Source organism: Micromonospora sp. NPDC049301 (genome assembly GCF_040678715.1).
Classification (GTDB): Bacteria; Actinomycetota; Actinomycetes; order Mycobacteriales; family Micromonosporaceae; genus Micromonospora.
This window is the reverse complement of the sequence record NZ_JBFAQO010000001.1, coordinates 1-19,161: the sequence shown is the minus strand read 5'-3', so window position 1 is coordinate 19,161 and position 19,161 is coordinate 1. Positions and strand designations below refer to the sequence as shown.

Below are 19,161 nucleotides of genomic sequence, written 5' to 3'. Positions count from 1 at the left end.
GCGTCGCGCATGTGCGACGCGCTCCTTTTCGCTGCGGACTTCTCACTGGAACCGGTGAATTTCTGTGTCCAAAAACTGGGTGGTCGTGCCCACCTGCCTGCCGATCGTTCTCCGCCGTTGCCACGCGTGCGCCTCCGAGCGATTCCGGGCAAGCGGTAAATTTCGCGTCAACGCAAACCACAAGCTCATCGACGCCTGGCTCCTCGCGCTGTGCACCGTCTGCGGGGAGACCACCAAGCTCACCGTCCTGGAACGGATGAACGTGCGTTCCATACGACCTGAGCTCCTGGACCTGCTGCACGACAACGACCCTGGCCTGACAGCCGAGCTGCTCCAGGATCCGGTCGTGTTGCGCCGTAATCGCATCGCCCTCGACTGGGACAACGCCTGGCGCCTCGACACCGGCGGGTCGGACCACCTGGAGGGCGAGGCGATCGAGGTCTCGGTCCGCTTTGCGGCTCGGATCCCTGTCCGGGCGGTGCGACTGATCGCTGAAGGCTTCGGCTTTTCGCGAGCCGAGGTCGAAAGACTGATCATCGAAGGGAATCTCGTATCGACAGTTCGCCTGAGCGGCAAGCTGTCCGGCGACTTCACCTTCACGCTCAAGCGCTGAGTCCTCCGAGGCAGGGCCTGTCCGGGCAAGATCCGCCGGACAGGCCCTGGCGGTGCCGAGGCGGGCATGCTGGTGGAGATCAGCCGTCGCGTGTCAGAGCAGTTCGAGCGTGAGCAGTGGCTCAGCAAACACCGGCGCTGGCGCGTCCGGGTTCTCGGCTACAACCTTCTCCAGTCGGCGGAAGCCAGCCTCCAGGTCGTCGGGACCGAGCTGCGCGAAGAACGAGAGGGTACGCAGGCGCAGCCGTTCGAGCATGTCGGCGTAGGTGCCCGAGGACGGCTCGGTGACCGTGCCGAAGCTGGTGACGCGCCAGCCGACCGACGTGAACATCGCGACGACCTCGTGCAGCGGCTGGAACAGTGCGGCGTCCACCTCGTAACCGTGGCGGAAGTGCCCCAGCCACCACGGCTGCGGATGGTGGTCGCTGAAGTTCGCGCGCAGGAGCAGCCGCCCGCCGGGCCTGAGCACCCTGGCCAACTCCCGGGCGGCCCGGGGCTTGTCCTGGACGTGGTGCCAGGACAGGAACATGAGGGCGTAGTCGGCGCTGTCGGACGGCACGGGAATGTCCTCGGCGGCGCCTGCCAGATACCGCACATCGGGATGCTGGGACTGGGTCTGTGCGATCTCGCGCATGCGGACCGACGGCTCGACGCCGGTGACTGGCCCGAACGCCTCGGCCAGCGCGGGGGTGAACCTGCCGGTCCCCGAGCCGACGTCGAGCCCCACCAGCGGACGTCGCTCGGGCAGTGCCGCTTCGAAGGCGCTGATCCACACCTGCAGTTGCTGCTGGGTGAGCGCGCGGCCGCGCGCGTAGTCCTGGTGCTGCTCCGTGTCGTAGTCGATCGACCTCATCGCACCTCCCGTGTCAGCCGGGCAACCACAGCGTCGCCCTGATATATCGAGCCGATACATCGAGACGCTATTCGTCGTCGCATCGCCCCACAAGGTGCCTGTGCGACCGGAGCTTCACCACCACGAGCGGCGGCCGCCCCGACGTGTCGACTGTGGACCAGCAAATTCGCTGATCACAGCCCTGCGCCCGCAGGCCCGCAGGCATCGTGCGACTGTTGCCGCGTGCCCAACCGATCTTGCGAACTGATCGTCTGCTGCTTGTCCCGCTCGCCGACCAGCACCTCGAGGTGGTCAACCCGCGCGTCGGAGGCTTCGACAGGCACACCGTCGCGCACCTGCGGGAGAACGTCTCCGCCACCGCGCTGACCCTTCCCGGGGACGCGCTGGCCGAACTGAACGCCATCAGCCTCGGGTGAGGCGGCGGTAAAAGTCAGTCCTCCAGTTCGGTGATCGGCCGGTCGCTGACGACCGCCGTCAGGATCATCGGGGCGTCGCCGTCGCACTGGCTGACGGAGACCCCGATCCATCGGCCGCCCACGGTCAGCGGCCCCCACACGGCCAGATCGCCGTAACAGTCCATGTCGCACAACGCCTGGAACATCGCGGGCATGGGTTCGCCCGCCTGATCACGAAAGAGCGGTACCCGCATGGAAACCCGCCGGTGCGGTCCCCACCGGCTGTCCAACTCCCGTACGACGAGGGCCAGGTTCTCCGCCGCGGCCTCCTCCGCCTCGTTCCACTCCCTCCCGTACACGCCGGTGAGCGCCTCGCTCTCCCAGAGTGGTCCGAATCGGAAGCCCTCGCCCCTGGTGACGGTCCACTCCCCGGTGGCCGGGTCTCCCTCGCTGACCGTTGCGCCACCGGTGGGTAGGTCCGCGGCGAGCAGCGCCTCGATGTCGGAAACGGTTCGGTCGGTCGCGAACGTCTCACCGGCCCGGCTGGTCACCGACCGACTCCTTCCACTGCTCGCTGGAGAGTTGGTTGTCGACGAGTGCCAGCAGGGCGGCGTGCGTCTGCTGATCCGCCGCCACGATGAGCCCACCCGCGCCGGTGTGCAGGGGTTGGCCCTGGATGCCGGTCACCACGCATCCCGCGGCCCGGCACAGGGCGATGCCACTGGCGAAGTGCACGCTGTCCCGCAGGTCGCCGTCGGTCACGTACGCGGCTCGCCGGCCGGCTGCCACCCACGCCACGGCCAGGCTGGTGGAGACCACGCGTGGGCGGAACCGCTCGACGAACCCCTCGTCGGCGAGCAGTCGTACCGCCCGGAACCGGGGAGCGTTCGGGAACGGCGGATCGAGATTGACATCCACCAACACCGACTCGGCCGATGGGCTGAGCTGCTCGTCCACACCGTCGCGGCGCACGTACGCCCGATTGCCGTCGGTCCAGAACACCTCGTCCGCGAACGGGTCGGCCGAGGCCGCCACGTCGACCGTCGAACCCGACCTCAACGCGACGTTCACCCCGACAAGCATGGTGCGTACGGCGTAGTTCAGCGTGCCGCACAGGGGATCGACCAGCCACATCCGCTCGGAGCCGCTGGCGCCCGTGCGGCCACTCTCCTCGCCCGTGATGGCATCCTCCGGGCGCGCGGAACGGAGGACGTCGAGGATGGCCTTCTCCGCCGCGATGTCCGCGGCAGTGGCGAAGTCACCGCCGGACTTGTCGAAGCGTGCCAGCGAGGCCCCGTACATCTCCCGTACGACCGCGGCTCCCGCCTGTGCCGCCGCGATGGCCACGTCTTCGTCTTTGATCACCATGCGCGAAGGATAGACATGCCTGCCTTGGGCGCCCGAGCGGTGCGCGGAGGCGCCCCGGATCGCGCGTACCCCAGAGCAGCCTCAGGGTGGGCACCTCCGGGACCGGTACGGGAACATCCCGATGGAGTGCCGAGGGCCGCCCTGCCAGGCTGAGGCGATGACCGACACCGATGCACGGGTCTCCCACCAGCCGATCCGCCTGGTGCGGACGGCGGCCGTCGGTGCCCCCGTGTTCCTGCTGCTCTACGGCCTCCTGCGGATGATCGACGGCCTGGACGGCGACCATGGCTCGGGCTGGGCGTGGGATCTGGGCCACGCCCTGTTCCTGGTCGCGTTCGTGCTCTTCGCCGGTCTGGTCGTCGGTCTGCGGCGGCTGCTCGCGTCCGCCGGCGCCGCTGGTTCGAGCACCACGCCGCGTACCGGCCTCCGGGTGCTACTGGACGTGGCGACGGCCGCCGGTCTGGTCGGGGCCGCCGCGTTCCTCTGGGTGATCCTCGGCGATCTCTTCCCCCGGCTGGCCGACTCCGCGCCACTGCCGGACCCGGCGATGGCGGCGGGGCCGCTGTTGTTCCAGTTCGGTCTTCTCACCCTGCTGATCCGGGCCGCTGTCGGCCGGCCACGACTCATTCCGGGCTGGGGTCCGCCTCTGGTGCTGGTCGGCTTCGTGTCGATCGCGGCCGACCTGGACCTGCTGCCGATCGGCGCCGCACTGATCCTCTCCGGGCTCCTCCCTCTCGGGCGCCGAGCCGACTGACTGTCCGGCAACACTTTTCGGTACGTGGAGGTTGGCGTACGCGCCAGCGTCACCAATGTCTGGAACGCCAACCGGAGCGGCGACACCGGGACGGTCCGGTTCACCAACGTCGGTCACAACGGCTCCATCGCCCCTGGCCAGTCCACCGAGTTCGGCTACCAGGGCGCCGGCACCGGTGGGGGAATGACTCCCACCTGCTCCACGCCCTAGCTCCCCCGCTCGGCGAGGTGCCCGGGCCCGGTGTGGAGGCCGTCGGCCTCCGCACCGGGCCTTGGCGGGCGGCCTGGTGTGCAGGGGTCACTGGTCGAGCCAGACCACGATCCCGGTCAGGTCGTTCAGCACGGCCGCCGCGCCCGCCCGGATGGCGGCCGCGCAGCGCTCGGCCGTGAAGGAGGCGGGGTCGTACGTGGAGGACATGCCGAGCCCCTCACCCCGGAACGAGGCGCCGGGCCAGTCGACCGCCGTCACGTTGTGGGTGGGCTCGGCCAGCTCGGCTCCCACCACGAGGAACCGCTGCTCCAGGTGGTTCGGGGTGACCAGCGCGAGGGGGTCGATGAGGTCGTTGCCCGCGCTGACGATGAGGTCGGGGTGCATCCCCATGGCCTTGGCGATGCTCGGAACAGCGTCGTGGGCATCACCGATCACGATCTTCCGGAGATCGAGGTGTTCGTCGTCGGCCCAGTCCTCGACCGCCGTCACGAGGGCCTTGGTCGGTTGGTCCTGTCCGGCCGTGAGCAGCACCACCCGGTAGTCCCGCGACGGATGGACCCCGGTCCAGGAGCCGGGCTGCGGCCGGACCGTCCCCTCCGGGGCGGGCGTGCTGGACGGGTCGACGAAGCCCGGTCCGAGGGAGCCGATGGCGGCGGGCCTGGGATGCGGCTGTGACCAGTCGTCGCCGGAGCTGCATCCGGTGACCAGCGCGGCGGCGGCGGCCAGCATGGCAACGGCCCGAAGCGGGGGGCGCAAGGCGATCGTCCTCCGAGTGATGGCGGAAAGGTGTGCGTGCTCCTCGCTATTCCTATCCCAATCCCGGCCGCATTCAATGTGCGGGTCGTCGTTCCGGGATTTGTTTTCCGCCGGTTCGTCGGCGGGCGGGCTCGTGTTCACCGACGGCGTGCAGCGTGCACTGGCCAACCGAGGGAGTCGCATGTCTGGGCGCGTCCGCCGTACCGTTATCGTCGCTGTTGTCGGGATCGCCGCGGCGGTTGTCCCCTTTTTGGGTGCCGGGCCCGCGTCCGCTCACGGATTCTCGTCGACCGTCTACGCGCAAATCACAGCGGGAGACGAGGGTCACATCCGTACGGCATTGGAGCTCGAATACGACCTCCTCGTCGTGTCCGCCGCCGATTCCGGCGACGACGACCCGCTCTTTCGGGAAGGAACCGCGGCGTTCGAGGCGGGTGACTCCCAGGCGCAGGCGGCAGTGTTGAACAAGCATGCCGAGACGACCCTCCGGTACGTCGCCGACCGCTTCGCGGTGAGCTCAGCAGGCGCGGCGTGCCGGCCGGAGCGGGTGGGCGGCGTGACGATCGGCGCGCGCGAAGGCGTGCCGTACGCCGGTCTGCTGCTCGACTGGGCCTGTCCCCAGCGGACCGACGAGCACGAGGTGCGCAGCGGCCTGTTCCCGGACGACGAGGGCTACGTCAAGGGCACCAAGACGATCGTCACGTATGAGATCGACGGCCGTTCGGGCAGTGCGGCGCTCGACACCGCCAACCCCTCCTTCTCGACCGCTCAGTCCTGGTACGAACGGTTCCGGGAGTTCTTCCTGCTGGGTGCTGAGCACCTGCTGTCCGGGATCGACCACATCCTTTTCCTGCTGGCGCTCATCGCCGGGTCCCGACGTCTGCGGGAGATCGTGCTCGCGGCCACGAGCTTCACCCTGGCGCACTCGGTGACGTTCATGCTCGCCGCCCTCGGTCTGGTCGACGTGCCGGCGAGCGTCGTGGAGCCGATCATCGCGCTGTCGATCGCCGTGGTCGCCGGCTGGCACCTGTGGGGGATCTGGCGGCGCGGCGACCACGCCACCGACCTCGATCCGGCCGGCCAGGGCCACTTCAGCCTCGACCGCTCCGGCTGGATCCGCCTCGGCGTCGTCTTCTGCTTCGGCCTCGTCCACGGCCTGGGATTCGCCGGCGCGCTGGGCATCGACGAGGCGTGGTCGTGGACCCTGCTGTGGTCCCTGCTGGTGTTCAACGTCGGCATCGAGGTCGTGCAACTGGCGATTATCGCGGTCGTCTTCCCGTTGCTGATCGTGTTGCGGCGCCGCGCGCCCAAAACCGGCCTCTGGACCACCGGAGCCATTTCCGCCTGCGTGTCCATTATGGGGCTGGTCTGGTTCGTCCAACGCGTGTCGGGATCCTGAGCAAGGCTAAGTAGTTCGCGAAGTGCAGCCATCCGCAAGATCACGTTCATGGTTGGTTCATCACGCGGCGAAAGCTTGAGTTTGCTTCCCCAACGTCGGGAGAAGATCGTCCATTTCTCTATTTGAAAAGGGAACAATGTCGATGACATTGAGCACCTCGACACGGACCCCGGGGCTCGTGCGGCGGCGTGTGGTCGCCGGGGTCGCAGCGGGATTCCTCGGGATGACCGCGGCCGTCGGTAGCGGCCTGATGGCCACCGCCAGCGCGGCCGAGTCCACCACGATCACCGGCGTCATCCTCGGCGTCGGCGCCAACGAGACCCAGCGCGTGGTGACCTGGTACTCCTCCGCCGACACCGCGCAGAAGATCCAGCTCGCCCCGACCGCCGAGATCGTCAACGGCGAGTTCCCGGCCAGCGCCGTCAGCTTCGACGCCGTGGGCGGGGCGAACACCTCCACCACCGGCTTCAACCGCCACGCCACGATCACCAACCTGCGTGAGAACACGGCGTACTCGTACCGGGTCGGTGCCGAGGGCAACTGGTCTTCGGCGTACGCCTTCAAGACGCAGGACTTCGAGGGCGACTACGACTTCCTGTTCTTCGGTGACCCGCAGATCGGCTCCTCCGGCGACCGGCTGAAGGACCAGGCCGGCTGGGAGGAGACCCTGAAGGTCGCCACCGCGGCCAACCCGAACGCCGAGCTGCTGGTGTCGGGCGGGGACCACGTCGAGAGCGCCAACGACGAGGGCCAGTGGACCTCGTTCCTGGCGCCCGATCAGCTCCGTCAGTACCCCCTCGTCGCCACCATCGGTAACCACGACGTCGGCGGCAAGTCCTACGAGCAGCACCACTTCACCCCGAACACCGACCGCACGGCCCCGTACTACGACAACGGGAACCCGGCGGGCACCAAGTCCGGTGGTGACTACTGGTTCGTCTACAAGGACGTGCTGTTCATCGACATCAACAGCAACAGCTACAACCCCGCCACGGGTGGCGGCGGCGACGCGGCGCACGTCGCGTACGTCACCGACGTCGTCAACAAGCACGGCGCCGAGGCCAAGTGGAAGGTGCTGGTCTACCACCACTCCATCTACTCGCCGGCCAGCCACGCCACCGACACCGACAACAAGCAGCGGCGGGAAGACTTCACGACCGCCTTCTCCAACCTCGGCATCGACATGGTGCTGCAGGGTCACGACCACAGCTACTCCCGTAGCTACTCCATCAAGAACGGTCAGAAGGAGAACCCGGACGAGAAGCCGGGTGCTGCCGACGTGTTCCCCGGCCCGGGCGGCGTCATCTACGTGACGGCCAACTCGGCCTCCGGCTCGAAGTACTACGACATCAAGAAGCCGGACAGCAGCGGCACCGGCATCCGTGGCAACGGCCCGGACCCGCTGGACCCGGGCAAGTACTGGTACAACTCGGTGCAGAACCAGGAGCACGTCCGCAGCTACGTCAAGGTGCAGGTGCGCGGCGACAAGCTGGTGCTGGCGAACGTCCGCAGCGGCACCTGCGCCGCGCCGAACGCGGCCGTCGAGGAGGGCCTCTCCTGCACCAACACCGCCGAGGGTCAGCCGGTCGGCTCGATCGTCGACAACGTGACGGTGCACCCGTACCACGGTGACGGCCAGGCCATCCAGGTCAACGTGCCGAACCCGGCTCCGGGTGAGTTCGGCTGGACGATCGACGGCTACAACGGCCTGGTGGACCTCGGTGTCGCGCAGGAGCGCAACGGCACCTACTTCGAGGCGAACGGCAAGATCAACCCGATCCTCGTGTCGGACAGTCGCCGCTCGCTCGCTCCGTGGTCGATCTCGGCCAGCGTGGGCGACTTCCAGGACGGCGACAAGAAGTTCGCCGGCTCCTACCTCGGTTGGACCCCGTACGTGCTCGACGGCGGCGCCGGTGCCGAGGCTGGTGCCCCGGTCCTGTCGTCCTACGACGACCAGGGCAAGGGTCTCTCGGTCTCGAGTGGCCTCGGTGCCGCCGTGCAGGGCCACCCCCGTGGTGGCGCCAAGCTCGGCGCTGACCTGGACCTGAAGATCCCGGACAGCATCGCGAAGGGCAGCTACCGCACCACCCTGACGATCACCGCGCTGAGCAGCTGATCGAACCCGCATGAGTTGGCGGGGTAGGCGCCCTCGGGTGTTTACCCCGCCGCTCGTTCCAGAACCAACCCAGACCGTCTGAGGACCTCGAGATGTCAACGACCACAACGCGTCGGAGAACGACCGTCGCCACCCTCCTCCGTACCGCCGTTCTGGCTCTGCTCGCCACGTCCGCCGTTGCCGGCCTGGCTCCGGGCCCGGCGCTGGCGGCGGAGGGTGACGTCGCCTGGACGGTCCGGACGGCCTCCAACAGCTACGGCGACGCCCGGTCCAGCTTCAGCTACGCGGTGAACCCCGGTGGACGGGTCGAGGACGCGATGGTCGTCGCCAACCGCGGCCCGGTCACGCTCAATCTGGCCGTCTACGCCGCCGACGGCTTCACCACCAAGGCGGGCCAGCTCGACCTGCTCGCCAAGGACGGAAAGTCCGTGGCGGTCGGTGCCTGGGTCCACGCCGATCGCGGCAGCGTCACGATCCAGCCCGGGAAGACCGCCCAGGTCCCCTTCACGATCAGCGTTCCCGACAACGCCACGCCCGGCGACTACGTCGGCGGCATCCTGACCTCGCTGACGCAGGCGGACCAGGCTGAGGGCATCAACGTCGACCGGCGCCTCGGTATCCGGATCACGTTGCGGGTCGGCGGCGAGCTGAAGCCGAACCTCGCGATCGAGGATCTGCACGTGACGTACGGCGGCGCGTTCAACCCGTTCAGCAAGGGCGACGCCACCGTCACCTACAAGATTCACAATTCCGGCAACGCCGCCCTGTCCGGCCAGCAGGCGGTGTCGGTCTCGGGCCCGTTCGGTGCGCTGAGCACCGACGCGAGCGGGATCGCCGCACCGCCGGAGCTACTCCCGGGTGAGAGCTGGACCGTGACGGTGCCGGTTCGCGGCGTGGCACCCGCCGTGTGGTTGGCGGCGACCGCCACCCTCACGCCCCGGCTCACCGACGCGTCGGGTTCCACCACCTCGCTCGAGCCGGTCCGGGCCACGACGCACGGCTGGGCCCTGCCGTGGATGCTCCTGCTGGTGCTCGTCGTCCTGATCGCCGCAGTCGTCGGGGTGCTCCAGTACCGCCGCCGCAACCGGGTCCGGCGCAAGACGCGCGAGGACGCCCGGGTGCGCGACGCCGTCGAGCAGGCGCTCCGCGGCCAGGAGCCGCAGACGTCCTGAGCGTGTGATCAGGTATCCGGCGGTGGCGCGCCCGGCGGGTCAGCGCGACGGCGACCGCGGTCCGGCGCCGCCGGTCGCCCTTGTGGGTGAACGGTGCTCAGCCCCGGACCGGGCGTGCCCCGGAGCCGGCATGCTGCGACGGGTGACGCCGGCACGGAGAGGGAATCCACATGGCTGACGGGGATGTGCCCGAGCGGATGCAGGCTGCGGCCTTCGACGAGTTCGGCGGGCCAGAGGTGATCACCCTGCGGATCCTGCCGGTGCCGGAGATCGCCGACGACGAGGTGCTGATCAAGGTCTGGACCGCCGGCGTGGGGGTGTGGGACGCGTACGAGCGGCAGGGCGTCCTGGTGCCCGAGGGCGCCGCGTTCCCGATCGTGCCCGGCGCCGACGGTGCCGGAACCGTCGCCGCGGTCGGCAGCCAGGTGACCAACGTGTCGGTGGGTGACCTCGTCTACGTCGCCGCCACCACCCGGCCGAAGGGCGGCTTCTACGCCGAGTACGCGGTGGCGAAGGCCCAGTACGCCGCGAAGCTGCCCGAGGGTGTGTCGGCGCAGCACGCGGGCGCCATGCCCACCGACGCGCTGACCGCGCTGGCCGGGCTGGACGCCCTCGACCTGTCGACGAACGACTGGGTGTTGATCTTCGGCGCGAGCGGCGGTCAGGGGCACTTTGCCGTGCAGTTGGCCAAGCGGCAGGGTCTCAACGTGGTCGCCGTGGCCTCCGGACCGGAGGGGGTGGCGCTGGTGACCCGACTCGGCGCTGACGTGTCCCTCGACGGTCACGGCGACCTGACCGAGGTGATCGCACGGATCAGGGAGGTGGCCCCGGATGGCGTGCGCGGCATCCTGGCGATGGCCGGCGGCGGGACGCTGGACCGGCTCACCGAGACGCTGGCCGACGGCGGCGTTGTCGCGTACGCGCACGGCGTGCAGCCGGAGCCGCGCGAGCGGCCGGGCGTGCCGGTCCGGGCGTACGACGGTGTGGCCAACCCCGGGCAGTTGCAGCGCCTCAACGACCTCATCGAGGCGGGGCCGTTCGAGGTGTACGTCGCCGAGACGTTCCCGCTCGGCAAGGTGGTGGAGGCGCACCGGCGGTTGCAGACCTCCTTCCCCGGCAAGCTGCTGCTGACGGTCAGCTAGCCACCGCGATCACGGCCCGGTCGTCGCCAGGTAGCCGGCGAGGTGACCGGCGGCCACCAGCATCGCGTGCCCACGTGTGGCCAGCCGCTCCCGCCAGTCGTGCAGGGACGCCGCCAGCGGGCCCGGGCCGTCGGCGGCGCGTACCTGCCGCATCACGGTCGCGATGTGGTCCAACCGGTAGCCGCCCCGGCGCAGGAGATGGGCCAGTTCGGCGTCGCGGACGTCCTCGGGGCCGTACTGGCGCTGCCGTGACGGGCGCTCCCGCGCGGGCGACAGCACGCCCGCCCGTTCCCACTTCCGCAGCGTCGCCGGTGTCACCCCGAGCCGGTGGGCGAGGTCGCCGACGGCCAGCGGCCGGCCGGGCGGGGTGGGGGTCGGTGCGGCGGTGAGCACCCCGATGGTCGCCTCGACGGCGTCGAGCGTCTCGCGGTCGCGCAGCAGCTGCGCGTGACTGGTGTCGACGGCGCGCAGGGCGGTGTCCAGATCGCCCCGGACCACGGCCCGCATGATCTCGCCGCCGGTCGCGTAGCCATGTGCCACGACGAGCGCCAGGTACGCGCGCAGCGCCGCGACGTGCACCTCGGTGTACGCGCGGTAGCCGCTCGGCGTGCGCCGGGCGGCCGGGAGGACGCCGTCGCGCTCGTAGTTGCGGACGGCCTGGCTGGAGATGCCGTGCGCGCGGGCCAGGTCCACCGGCCGGTAGGCGCGTCCTGAGCTTTGAGGGTTCAGCTGCCCCTCCTGAAGCGATCGGCGCGGAAGTCTCAACGGGCGGTTCAACGATACGGTGAAGGTCATGGCTTCTTCATCAATGCCCGCCGCCTGGTCGTTCGACCTGGGTGCCGACGACATCGCCGACCTCATCCTCGCCCTGCCCGAGGTGACCGTCGTACGGGCCGACGAGGCTTCCGGCGCCCCGAAGTCCAGCTGGGGCGATCGGTTCTTCTTCGTCGGGCCGGACCGCCGCCGGCCGTTCGCCACCCTCGTCGGGCAGGACACCGCCGGCTTCGACGAGGACTCGGAACTCGACCGGCCCGGGGTCTTCCGGCTCAGCCTGGACCTGGGCCGCGAGGAGTTCGAGCGTCGGTTCGGCCACCCGCCGGCGCAGTTCGCCGCGCACCGGTCCGCGGTCGATTTCACCGCGCTCGACCAGGTCGTTCCCCATCCCGCGTACGGCACCCACGGGTGGGCGTGCGTGCTCAACCCGGGGCCGCGCAGCCTGGCCGAGGTCGACCGCCTGCTCGCGCACGCCCATCACCGGGCGCTACGGCGCCACCAACGCTCGCTCGACCGTCAGCACCGCCCGGCCTGACCCCGCGCGCCGGCGCCGGCCGGCCGCGTCACCGCTCGGATCGCTCGCGGGGTTGCGGGACGCGCACCGACGCCATGCCGGCGGCGGTGGCGGCCCGGATGCCCAGGTCGGTGTCCTCGAACACCAGGCACGAGCCCGGCGGTACGCCGAGGTGCTCCGCCGCGAGCAGGAAGGCTTCCGGGTCGGGCTTCCCCCGCGTGTAGTCGTCGGCGCAGACCAGCACGTCGAACCGGTCGAGCAGGCCGAGCGTGTCGAGGGAGGCGGTGACCGAGGCCCGGGTGCTGCCGGAGACGACAGCGAACGGCACCCGCCGGTGCGCGTCGTGGATGTGCGCCAGCACCTCGGGCACGGCGGCGAGCTGCGGCAGTAACTCCTCGTAGTAGCTCTCCCGGCGCTCGACGACGGTCGCCACCGGCATGGCCAGGCCGTGCTGCTCGTTCAACGCGACGACGATGTCGGCGGTCGGCCGGCCACCCCACGCGTAGAAGAGGTCCTCGGGGAACTCGCAGCCCCACTCGTCCAGCGCCCGCCGCCAGGCCACGTAGTGCAGCGGCATCGAGTCGACGATGGTGCCGTCGCAGTCGAACAGGTACGCCGCGAACTCGCCGGGCGGCAGGGGCAGACTCACCCGAGCAGGGTACAGCGGGCGACGCCCCACCGGCGGATCCGCTCAGTCGGTCGGCTTCCCGTCGGTGACGGAGTCCAGCCGCCGGAGCAGGTGCGCCCGCTCCGGCTCGGTGCCGACCAGGGCCAGGGCGCTGCGGTACGCCGCCGCCGCCTCGCCGTGCCGACCGAGCCGGCGCAGCAGGTCGGCCCGGGTGGCCGGATAGAGGTGGTAGCTGCGCAGCCGCGGGTCGTCGGCCAGCTCGTCCAGCAGGGCGAGCCCGGCCTCCGGTCCGTCCCGCATGGCCACCGCGGCGGCCCGGTTGAGCGCGACGACCGGCGAGGGGACCAGTCCGAGCAGTACGTCGTAGAGCGCCACCACCTGGGGCCAGTCGGTGCTGGCCACGTCGGCAGCCTCGTCGTGCAGTGCGGCGATGGCGGCCTGCACCCCGTACGGCCCGGGTGGTCCCCCGGTCAGCGCGACCACCACCAGCCGGCGCCCCTCGTCGATCATCCGATGGTCCCAGCGTGCGCGGTCCTGGTCGTCGAGGAGGACGATCGCGCCGTCCGGCCCGGTACGCGCGGCGCGCCGGGCGTGGACGAGCAGCATCAGGCCGAGCAGCCCGGCGACCTCCCGCTCGGCGGGCAGCAGCCGGCGCAGGATCCGGGCCAGCCGGATGGCCTCCTCGGCGAGGTCGGTCCGTTGGAGATCCGGGCCGGAGCTGGCGGCGTACCCCTCGGTGAAGACCGAGTAGACGGCCTGGAGCACCGTCGGCAGGCGTTCGGGCAGTTCGTCGGCGCCGGGCACCCGGAACGGGATGCGGGCGTCGCGGATCTTCCGCTTGGCCCGGACGAGCCGCTGGGCCATGGTCGCGGGCGGCACCAGGAACGCCCGCGCGACCTCCGCCGTGGTGAGGCCGGCGAGGAACCGCAGGGTGAGCGCGCCGCGATCCTGCGCGGCCAGGGCCGGGTGGGCGCAGGTGAAGAAGAGCGCCAGCCGGTCGTCGGGCAGGTCGCGGTCCGCGTCGGCGGGTGGAGCGGCGTCGGCCCGCTCGGCCTCGGCCTGGAGCACCGCGAGCCGGGTGGCCAGGACCCGGTCGCGGCGCAGCCGGTCCACGGCGCGGCGGCGGGCCGTGGTGAGCAACCAGGCGCCCGGCCGACTCGGGACGCCGTCAGTCGGCCAGTGCACCAGCGCCGCCTCGATGGCCTCGGAGGCGACCTCCTCGGCCAGGTCGAGGTCGCCGAAGCGATGCACGAGCGAGGCCAGCAGCCGACCGCGTTCCTCCCGGAACACCGCCTCGACCGACGACCCGACCCGCTCCGTCCCGGTTGCCCCCTCGCCGGGCATCGTCAGGCCTCCACCTCGATCTCGGCGACCGGGCGCACCTGGACCGACCCACCGCCGAGGGCTCCGGGGCTGCGGGCCGCCCATTCCAGCGCGGCGTCGAGATCCGGCACGTCGATGATGTCGTACCCACCGAGCACCTCACGGGTCTCGGCGAACGGTCCGTCGGTGATCGTGCGTTCGCCGGCCGGGCCAACCTGCACGGTCGTACAGGTGGTCAGGTCCTGCAGGGGGTGCCCGGACACCCAGATCCCCGCGTCCTTCATCTCACGGTCGTAGCGGATCCAGTCCTCGAAGCTGCACCCGTCGACGGGCTGGTCCCAGTCGGTCGTCGCGGGGGTCATGAACATCAGCATGTACTTCACGCCTCGGCTCCTCTCGGTGCGGCGGGTCGCCGTCCAGCATGACGACGAACGGGGACCGGGGATATCGACACGGCGTCCGGAAAGTTCTCCGAGGTTCACCGACCGGCCGGCGGAGCTGCTCCGATGTGCGGGTCGCGTCTGTCGACCCGCCGCTCGTACCAGGTCACGCCGACCAGGAAGACGGTCAGCAGGGCGAGCGAGGCCAGCGCGGGCAGGGCCTGGCCGATCGGCAGCAGGGCCAGCGGCACCAGCGCGGCGACGACCTGCGCGGGGTGCGCGGCGCGGACGGTGAGCCGGCGGAAGAGCAGCCGTGCGAGCAGGTAGAGGGCGGCGCCGCCGTAGAGGGCCGTGGCGACGACCCAGCCCGACCGGGTGGGCCGGTCGTTCTCCTCGTTGAGTTGACCGAGCACCTGCTCGATGCCGAGCGCGATGTAGATGGCCCCGATGATCAGAGGGGCGTGCACGAGGCCGTACGCGTCACCAGCCACGGCGGACCGCCGCTCGCGCGGCACCAGCATGACGGACTGCCGGGCGGTGGGTGCCAACCGGTCGAAGTAGAGCCACCACAGGCAGACCGTGGCGACGAGGCCGAGCAGGGCCGCCACCAGGCTGCTCCCGATCGGTGCCATCGACGTCGATCCAGCGCCGGCCGCGATCAGCGACTCGCCGAGCGCGATGATGAGCACCAGGCCGAAGCGTTCGCTGAAGTGGTCCAGGCTGTGCAGCGGCCACGGGCGGTAGGCCGACGCGAGACGGGCGCCGCCGATGTCCACCAGGAACGCCACCGTCCAGAGCGCCGTCTGGGCGGCGCCACCGAGCAGCGCGCCGACGATGAGCGGGAGCCAGGCCACCGTCGCCGGCACGGCGAAGAACCGGAGGGTCGAGCGCAGCGGCGGGTCGGTGGTGCTCACCCAGAGCAGCACCCCGAGCTGCACCGCCCGGGTGACCAGGTAGGCCAGGGCGAGGGTGAGCGGCGCGTCGAACAGCTCCGGGCCCTGCCGCCACGCGTCCGGCAGCACCAGCGCGGCCACGAAGATCGCACCCATCGCCGTGAGGGTGGCCGCGCGGACCGCGCCGACGTCCGCGCGAACCAGGTTCCCCAACCAGAGGTACGGATTCCAGGAGTAGATGAGCAGCAGGAGGAGGAGCAGCCCCTGGGCCAGGGTGAGCGCGGTCGGCGGCTGCGCCATGAACGTGATGACCCGGGTGAGCGCGAACACGAAGACCAGGTCGAAGAAGATCTCGAACATCGTGGTCCGGTGCGTCTCCGCAGCCGGCACCGGGCGAACGTCGAAAATCCTCCTCATCCTCGCATTCTGCGCCACTTCCGGGCCATGTTGATCGACGGTTCATTCGGTCCCACCGTTCGGCGCCGCCGGGAAGGGCGGGAAGAACCGCTCCGGCGACGAGCCCCTCGCCGCACCGGGACGACACGCTGGCTCAGGCCGGAGCGTCCGTTCGCCGCCGGCTCCGCTCGGCCCGCCGGCGGACCTGCTGGTACGCGCCGGCCAGCCCCATCGCCCGGCGGACCTCGATCAGGGTTTGCCGTACCTCCTGGCGGGTCCGCTCGGTGCCCTCGACGATCAGCCGGTCGACCAGCCCACGATCCGCCTCGATCGCGGCCCGACGTTCCCGGATCGGCGCCAGGAACCGCTCCAGCGCGACGACCAGCCGCTCCTTGACCTCGACGTCGCCCACAAGACCGGCCTGGTAGCGCCCGGCCAGGTCGGCCACCTCGTCCCGGTCGGGGTTGAACACCTCGTGGTACGCGAAGACCGGGTTGCCCTCGACCCTGCCCGGCACAGAGGCCCGCACCCGGTTCGGGTCGGTGTACATGCCGAGCACCTTGCGACGCACCGTGGCCGGGTCGTCGGAGAGGGCGAAGGTGTTGCCCCGGCTCTTGCTCATCTTGGCGGCGCCGTCGGTGCCCACCAGGCTCGGCGTGTCCGCGGGGATCAGCTCGGGCACCGGGAAGACCGGGCCGTAGAGGTGGTTGAACCGGCGGGCGATCTCCCGGGTCACCTCGACGTGCGCCGCGTTGTCCCGGCCGACCGGGACCACCTCGCCCTTCACGCAGAGGATGTCCGCGGCCTGGAGCACCGGGTAACCCAGCAGCCCGTACGGCATCTCCTCCTTGCCGGCGTCCCGGGCCATGTCCTTCAACGACGGCACGCGCTCCAGCCTGGGCACGGTGACCAGGTTCTGTAGGAGGGTGTTGAGGTCACCGACCTCCGGAATGGCCGACTGGAGGTAGAAGGTGGCCCGAGCCGGGTCGACGCCGGCGGCGAGAATGTCGGTCACCATCTCGCGGGCGTTGCCGGAGACCTGGTCGATGTCCTCGCGGCGGTTCCGCGTGGTGAGCATGTGCAGGTCGGCGATGATGAAGAAGCTCTCGTAGCGCTGGTGCAGCCGTACCCGGTTGGCGATGCTGCCGACATGGTGGCCAAGGTGCAGGCGGCCGGTGGGCCGGTCGCCGGTGAGCATGCGTGCGACGGACATGATGGTGTGCCTCTCGTGCGGGAAGGTGGGCGACGCGTGGGCGCGCGCCGAGCGGGGCGGGTTCGCCCCCTCGGTCAGCGGGATCGGCTCAGTACGCCGTCCGCCATCGCGCGCCGGCGCGGTACCGCAGACCGCCAGCACGGAGGACGTCCAGAAGTTGCTCACGGCCGTCGCCGGAGCGGGTCGGGGGCACGACACCGAGCGGGAGGCCGTCGACCGTGTCGACCGCCTCCGCCGCGCTCATGCCCGTCCGGACCACGACTTCACGCTACCCGTGGTGCCCCGCCTGGTGTGGCCGGTAGCTCTCGGCGTAGTAGCTGCCGACGCGTTCCCGGTACTCCGGGCCGGCCGAGTCCGGGTCGAACGGCGGAGCGTCCCTGATCTCCTGCCGCGTCCGGTCGACGTGCACGCTGCGCTCCAGGTGGTCCACCCTGGCCACCGTTCCGGCCGGCAGCAGCCCCTTCCGACCGAGGATCCACGGCCCGGTGTCGACCACCAGGTACCGCGCGTCCGCCTCGTTGCTGGCCTCATCGATGGTGCCGATCCGTCCGTCGGTCGCGTGCACCCGGTAGCCGACCAGGTCGACGGGCGTGCCGGGGCCGGGAGCGTCCGGCCCGTCGTGCCCGCCGTCCGGGCCGTCCGGCGGCGTGACCGACGGGGTGGTCTGCGTGTATCCGCCGGCGAGGGCGGACGGGTCGCGCCAGGCCCAGGGATTGAAGATGGACGGTTGCACGGGACACCTCCGGTGGCGGTCGTCGGTCGTCCCGTTCCGCAGTGCCCACCCCACGGCAATCGGAAACAGCTCGGCAATTTCGAGTTGACGGAAATGGCGACTGCGAAATACGTCATGGCCGTCGGGCGGGATGACCGGCTGGACCGAGGCCCAGGTCAGCAGGCCGACGACCCGCTTCTGGCACACCCGCCGCAGCGGTGCTGTGTCCTCCCGGCACATTCGATCGCGGGTCGAGAGGGCCGACCATTCTGTTCCGCATCCGGGCAACGGCGAAAAAGGGGGACGCAGATGTACCGCACCATTCAACGGGCCGGCGCAGCTGCTGAGCACCTACCGACGCGGGTCGACGACGGCGCCAGGCTCCACGCCGCCGGTCCTGTCCGGGCGTACGTTCGGGGCGGCTACGCGATCTGGGGTGGGCTGATGGCCGACCAGGGCGGCACCGTCCACCACCACGAGCGGGCCAACCCGGCGATCGGTGGCATCGGGACCTGCTTCTGAGTCGCCCCGGGAGATGAACCCATCCTCGTGCCGGTTCGCCTCGGTGTTCGGGCCCGGCGACCAGCTCCGCTGGCATACTCGGTCGCCATGGTGCTGTCGCGAGGGTGGGCTGTCTTCCTGGTCGGAGTCGGAGTCTGGACCTGGGTGATCTGGCCGAGGTTCGCGGTCGCCATCTGGAACGACCCGCGCTCCTGGGCGTCCGGTGCGGTGGGGGACGGAGCGGCCACCAGCTTCCTGTGGGTGCACGCCCTCCTGATCGTGGCGTCCCTGGCGATCGGCACCACCGTCGGCGTCCTCGGTATCCGCGCCTTGTTCGCCGCCCGCCGACGCCAGGACACTCCGGCCGCCTGACGGCCACGCCGTCACGACGGATTCGGGGTGGTCCGGTCACTCTGGGTTGGGGCGGGGCCGTGTCACTGACCCCCTCCGAGCCCTCGTGGAGCGGCTGACCTGCGAATACAGCTCTACGCAACGAGTGTGACGCGGGACGCTAACCCCCGAGTTGACGATCAAACCCACGGACGCGTAACTTTCTCTCTGTCAGCGCGGAACGGACGAAACAGGCGAAAACCTGACGGCCGGAGCGCAGGACGGACCGCCAGGTCGGAGGGGTTCGCACCTCTTGGACCAGGTGCCGGGTGGTGCCCCTGGATTCGCTGCGAGGCGGATTTGGTGCGGCGGAACCGACCGGGTAAGGTTCACGACCGGCAGGGCACCGGGCGAGCTTGCGGGATACCGCAACGGCCGGCCTGCCGAATCCGACGACCTGACGCAGCGGTTCGCTGCTGCGTGAGTGCGCCGGGATCGACCCGTACGAAGCACGACAGACCGGGACACACGGTTTGACACGGCGAAGACGGTGCGGTAACGTAGTAAAAGTGCCCGGCGCGAGTGAGCGGCGGGAAGCGGTACGGAAAGCCCCGAGATGGGGCCTCACGGTGTGGGGCTTTTGATCGGTGTGTGGTTGTTCTTTGAGAACTCAACAGGGTGCTTGATAAGCCAGTGCCAATTATGATTTATACCCCGGAC

The 19,161-nt window shown here is 70.5% G+C and carries 23 protein-coding genes; 11 read left to right on the top strand and 12 right to left on the bottom strand.

All coding sequences use genetic code 11. The features are described from left to right. The first annotated feature begins 64 nt into the window (after window positions 1-64). Entirely contained in the window at window positions 65-613 is a 549-nt protein-coding gene (locus AB0K07_RS00115) for a DUF1062 domain-containing protein (RefSeq protein ID WP_363749736.1), read from the top strand. Window positions 614-706: 93 nt separating this feature from the next. On the opposite strand, the gene AB0K07_RS00110 is transcribed toward AB0K07_RS00115, so the two are convergent. Beyond that, window positions 707-1,465, bottom strand: a complete 759-nt coding sequence (locus AB0K07_RS00110; protein WP_363749734.1) for a methyltransferase domain-containing protein — start codon at window positions 1,463-1,465, stop codon at window positions 707-709. A gap of 236 nt (window positions 1,466-1,701) precedes the next feature. Between AB0K07_RS00110 and AB0K07_RS00105 the strand changes: the two genes are divergently transcribed. After that, window positions 1,702-1,881 carry a hypothetical protein gene (locus AB0K07_RS00105; RefSeq protein WP_363749732.1) on the top strand — a complete coding sequence of 60 codons (180 nt, stop codon included), beginning with the start codon at window positions 1,702-1,704 and terminating at the stop codon, window positions 1,879-1,881. Between the two features lie 14 nt (window positions 1,882-1,895). Here AB0K07_RS00105 and AB0K07_RS00100 read toward each other — a convergent pair whose 3' ends face one another. Then, window positions 1,896-2,411 (bottom strand): hypothetical protein, encoded by a 516-nt coding sequence (locus AB0K07_RS00100; RefSeq protein ID WP_363749730.1) that lies wholly within the window; start codon window positions 2,409-2,411, stop codon window positions 1,896-1,898. Next, a complete protein-coding gene (locus AB0K07_RS00095; protein ID WP_363749729.1) occupies window positions 2,392-3,228 on the bottom strand; it encodes an inositol monophosphatase family protein in 837 nt (278 codons plus the stop codon). Before AB0K07_RS00095 ends, AB0K07_RS00100 begins: the two co-directional genes overlap by 20 nt. Before the next feature lie 157 nt (window positions 3,229-3,385). Here AB0K07_RS00095 and AB0K07_RS00090 point away from each other — a divergent pair, with 157 nt between their 5' ends. After that, window positions 3,386-3,982, top strand: coding sequence for a hypothetical protein (locus tag AB0K07_RS00090; protein WP_363749728.1), 597 nt, complete (start codon window positions 3,386-3,388; stop codon window positions 3,980-3,982). 24 nt (window positions 3,983-4,006) lie between these two features. After that, window positions 4,007-4,192, top strand: coding sequence for a cellulose binding domain-containing protein (locus tag AB0K07_RS00085; RefSeq protein WP_363749727.1), 186 nt, complete (start codon window positions 4,007-4,009; stop codon window positions 4,190-4,192). A gap of 87 nt (window positions 4,193-4,279) precedes the next feature. Here the strand turns inward: AB0K07_RS00085 and AB0K07_RS00080 are convergent, their stop codons facing one another. Continuing rightward, a complete protein-coding gene (locus AB0K07_RS00080; protein ID WP_363749726.1) occupies window positions 4,280-4,948 on the bottom strand; it encodes a hypothetical protein in 669 nt (222 codons plus the stop codon). 181 nt (window positions 4,949-5,129) lie between these two features. Here AB0K07_RS00080 and AB0K07_RS00075 point away from each other — a divergent pair, with 181 nt between their 5' ends. The 4 genes from AB0K07_RS00075 (at window position 5,130) to AB0K07_RS00060 (ending at window position 10,777) form a co-directional block, all read left to right on the top strand. Further along, window positions 5,130-6,347 carry a HupE/UreJ family protein gene (locus AB0K07_RS00075; RefSeq protein ID WP_363749725.1) on the top strand — a complete coding sequence of 406 codons (1,218 nt, stop codon included), beginning with the start codon at window positions 5,130-5,132 and terminating at the stop codon, window positions 6,345-6,347. A gap of 223 nt (window positions 6,348-6,570) precedes the next feature. Beyond that, entirely contained in the window at window positions 6,571-8,463 is a 1,893-nt protein-coding gene (locus AB0K07_RS00070; RefSeq protein ID WP_363749724.1) for a metallophosphoesterase family protein, read from the top strand. Between the two features lie 92 nt (window positions 8,464-8,555). After that, window positions 8,556-9,635, top strand: coding sequence for a DUF916 domain-containing protein (locus AB0K07_RS00065; RefSeq protein WP_363749723.1), 1,080 nt, complete (start codon window positions 8,556-8,558; stop codon window positions 9,633-9,635). A 170-nt stretch (window positions 9,636-9,805) separates the two neighbouring features. Further along, a complete protein-coding gene (locus AB0K07_RS00060) occupies window positions 9,806-10,777 on the top strand; it encodes an NADP-dependent oxidoreductase (protein WP_363749722.1) in 972 nt (323 codons plus the stop codon). 9 nt (window positions 10,778-10,786) lie between these two features. Here AB0K07_RS00060 and AB0K07_RS00055 read toward each other — a convergent pair whose 3' ends face one another. After that, complete coding sequence (locus AB0K07_RS00055) at window positions 10,787-11,470, bottom strand: TioE family transcriptional regulator (RefSeq protein ID WP_363749721.1); 684 nt, start codon at window positions 11,468-11,470, stop codon at window positions 10,787-10,789. A gap of 100 nt (window positions 11,471-11,570) precedes the next feature. On the opposite strand from AB0K07_RS00055, the gene AB0K07_RS00050 reads away from it, so the two are divergent. After that, the gene (locus AB0K07_RS00050) at window positions 11,571-12,086 is read left to right on the top strand and encodes a DUF6194 family protein (RefSeq protein WP_363749720.1); all 516 of its coding nucleotides are present in this window, start codon (window positions 11,571-11,573) and stop codon (window positions 12,084-12,086) included. Window positions 12,087-12,114: 28 nt separating this feature from the next. Here the strand turns inward: AB0K07_RS00050 and AB0K07_RS00045 are convergent, their stop codons facing one another. From AB0K07_RS00045 to AB0K07_RS00015, 7 genes are all read right to left on the bottom strand, one after another. Then, window positions 12,115-12,714: an HAD-IA family hydrolase gene (locus AB0K07_RS00045; protein ID WP_363749719.1), complete on the bottom strand. Its 600-nt coding sequence runs from the start codon at window positions 12,712-12,714 to the stop codon at window positions 12,115-12,117. 42 nt (window positions 12,715-12,756) lie between these two features. After that, complete coding sequence (locus AB0K07_RS00040; protein WP_363749718.1) at window positions 12,757-14,037, bottom strand: sigma-70 family RNA polymerase sigma factor; 1,281 nt, start codon at window positions 14,035-14,037, stop codon at window positions 12,757-12,759. Between the two features lie 2 nt (window positions 14,038-14,039). Further along, on the bottom strand, window positions 14,040-14,390 hold the full coding sequence (locus tag AB0K07_RS00035; RefSeq protein WP_363751335.1) for a YciI family protein: 351 nt from the start codon (window positions 14,388-14,390) through the stop codon (window positions 14,040-14,042). Window positions 14,391-14,494: 104 nt separating this feature from the next. Further along, the gene (locus AB0K07_RS00030; RefSeq protein WP_363749717.1) at window positions 14,495-15,706 is read right to left on the bottom strand and encodes a low temperature requirement protein A; all 1,212 of its coding nucleotides are present in this window, start codon (window positions 15,704-15,706) and stop codon (window positions 14,495-14,497) included. A 133-nt stretch (window positions 15,707-15,839) separates the two neighbouring features. Continuing rightward, window positions 15,840-16,898: a tryptophan--tRNA ligase gene (trpS, locus tag AB0K07_RS00025; RefSeq protein WP_363749716.1), complete on the bottom strand. Its 1,059-nt coding sequence runs from the start codon at window positions 16,896-16,898 to the stop codon at window positions 15,840-15,842. An 88-nt stretch (window positions 16,899-16,986) separates the two neighbouring features. Continuing rightward, the gene (locus AB0K07_RS00020) at window positions 16,987-17,157 is read right to left on the bottom strand and encodes a hypothetical protein (protein ID WP_363749715.1); all 171 of its coding nucleotides are present in this window, start codon (window positions 17,155-17,157) and stop codon (window positions 16,987-16,989) included. A gap of 9 nt (window positions 17,158-17,166) precedes the next feature. Further along, on the bottom strand, window positions 17,167-17,631 hold the full coding sequence (locus AB0K07_RS00015; RefSeq protein WP_363749714.1) for a PRC-barrel domain-containing protein: 465 nt from the start codon (window positions 17,629-17,631) through the stop codon (window positions 17,167-17,169). Window positions 17,632-17,919: 288 nt separating this feature from the next. Here AB0K07_RS00015 and AB0K07_RS00010 point away from each other — a divergent pair, with 288 nt between their 5' ends. Further along, complete coding sequence (locus AB0K07_RS00010) at window positions 17,920-18,132, top strand: hypothetical protein (protein ID WP_363749713.1); 213 nt, start codon at window positions 17,920-17,922, stop codon at window positions 18,130-18,132. Between the two features lie 87 nt (window positions 18,133-18,219). Continuing rightward, window positions 18,220-18,483 carry a hypothetical protein gene (locus tag AB0K07_RS00005; protein ID WP_363749712.1) on the top strand — a complete coding sequence of 88 codons (264 nt, stop codon included), beginning with the start codon at window positions 18,220-18,222 and terminating at the stop codon, window positions 18,481-18,483. Window positions 18,484-19,161: the final 678 nt, after the last annotated feature.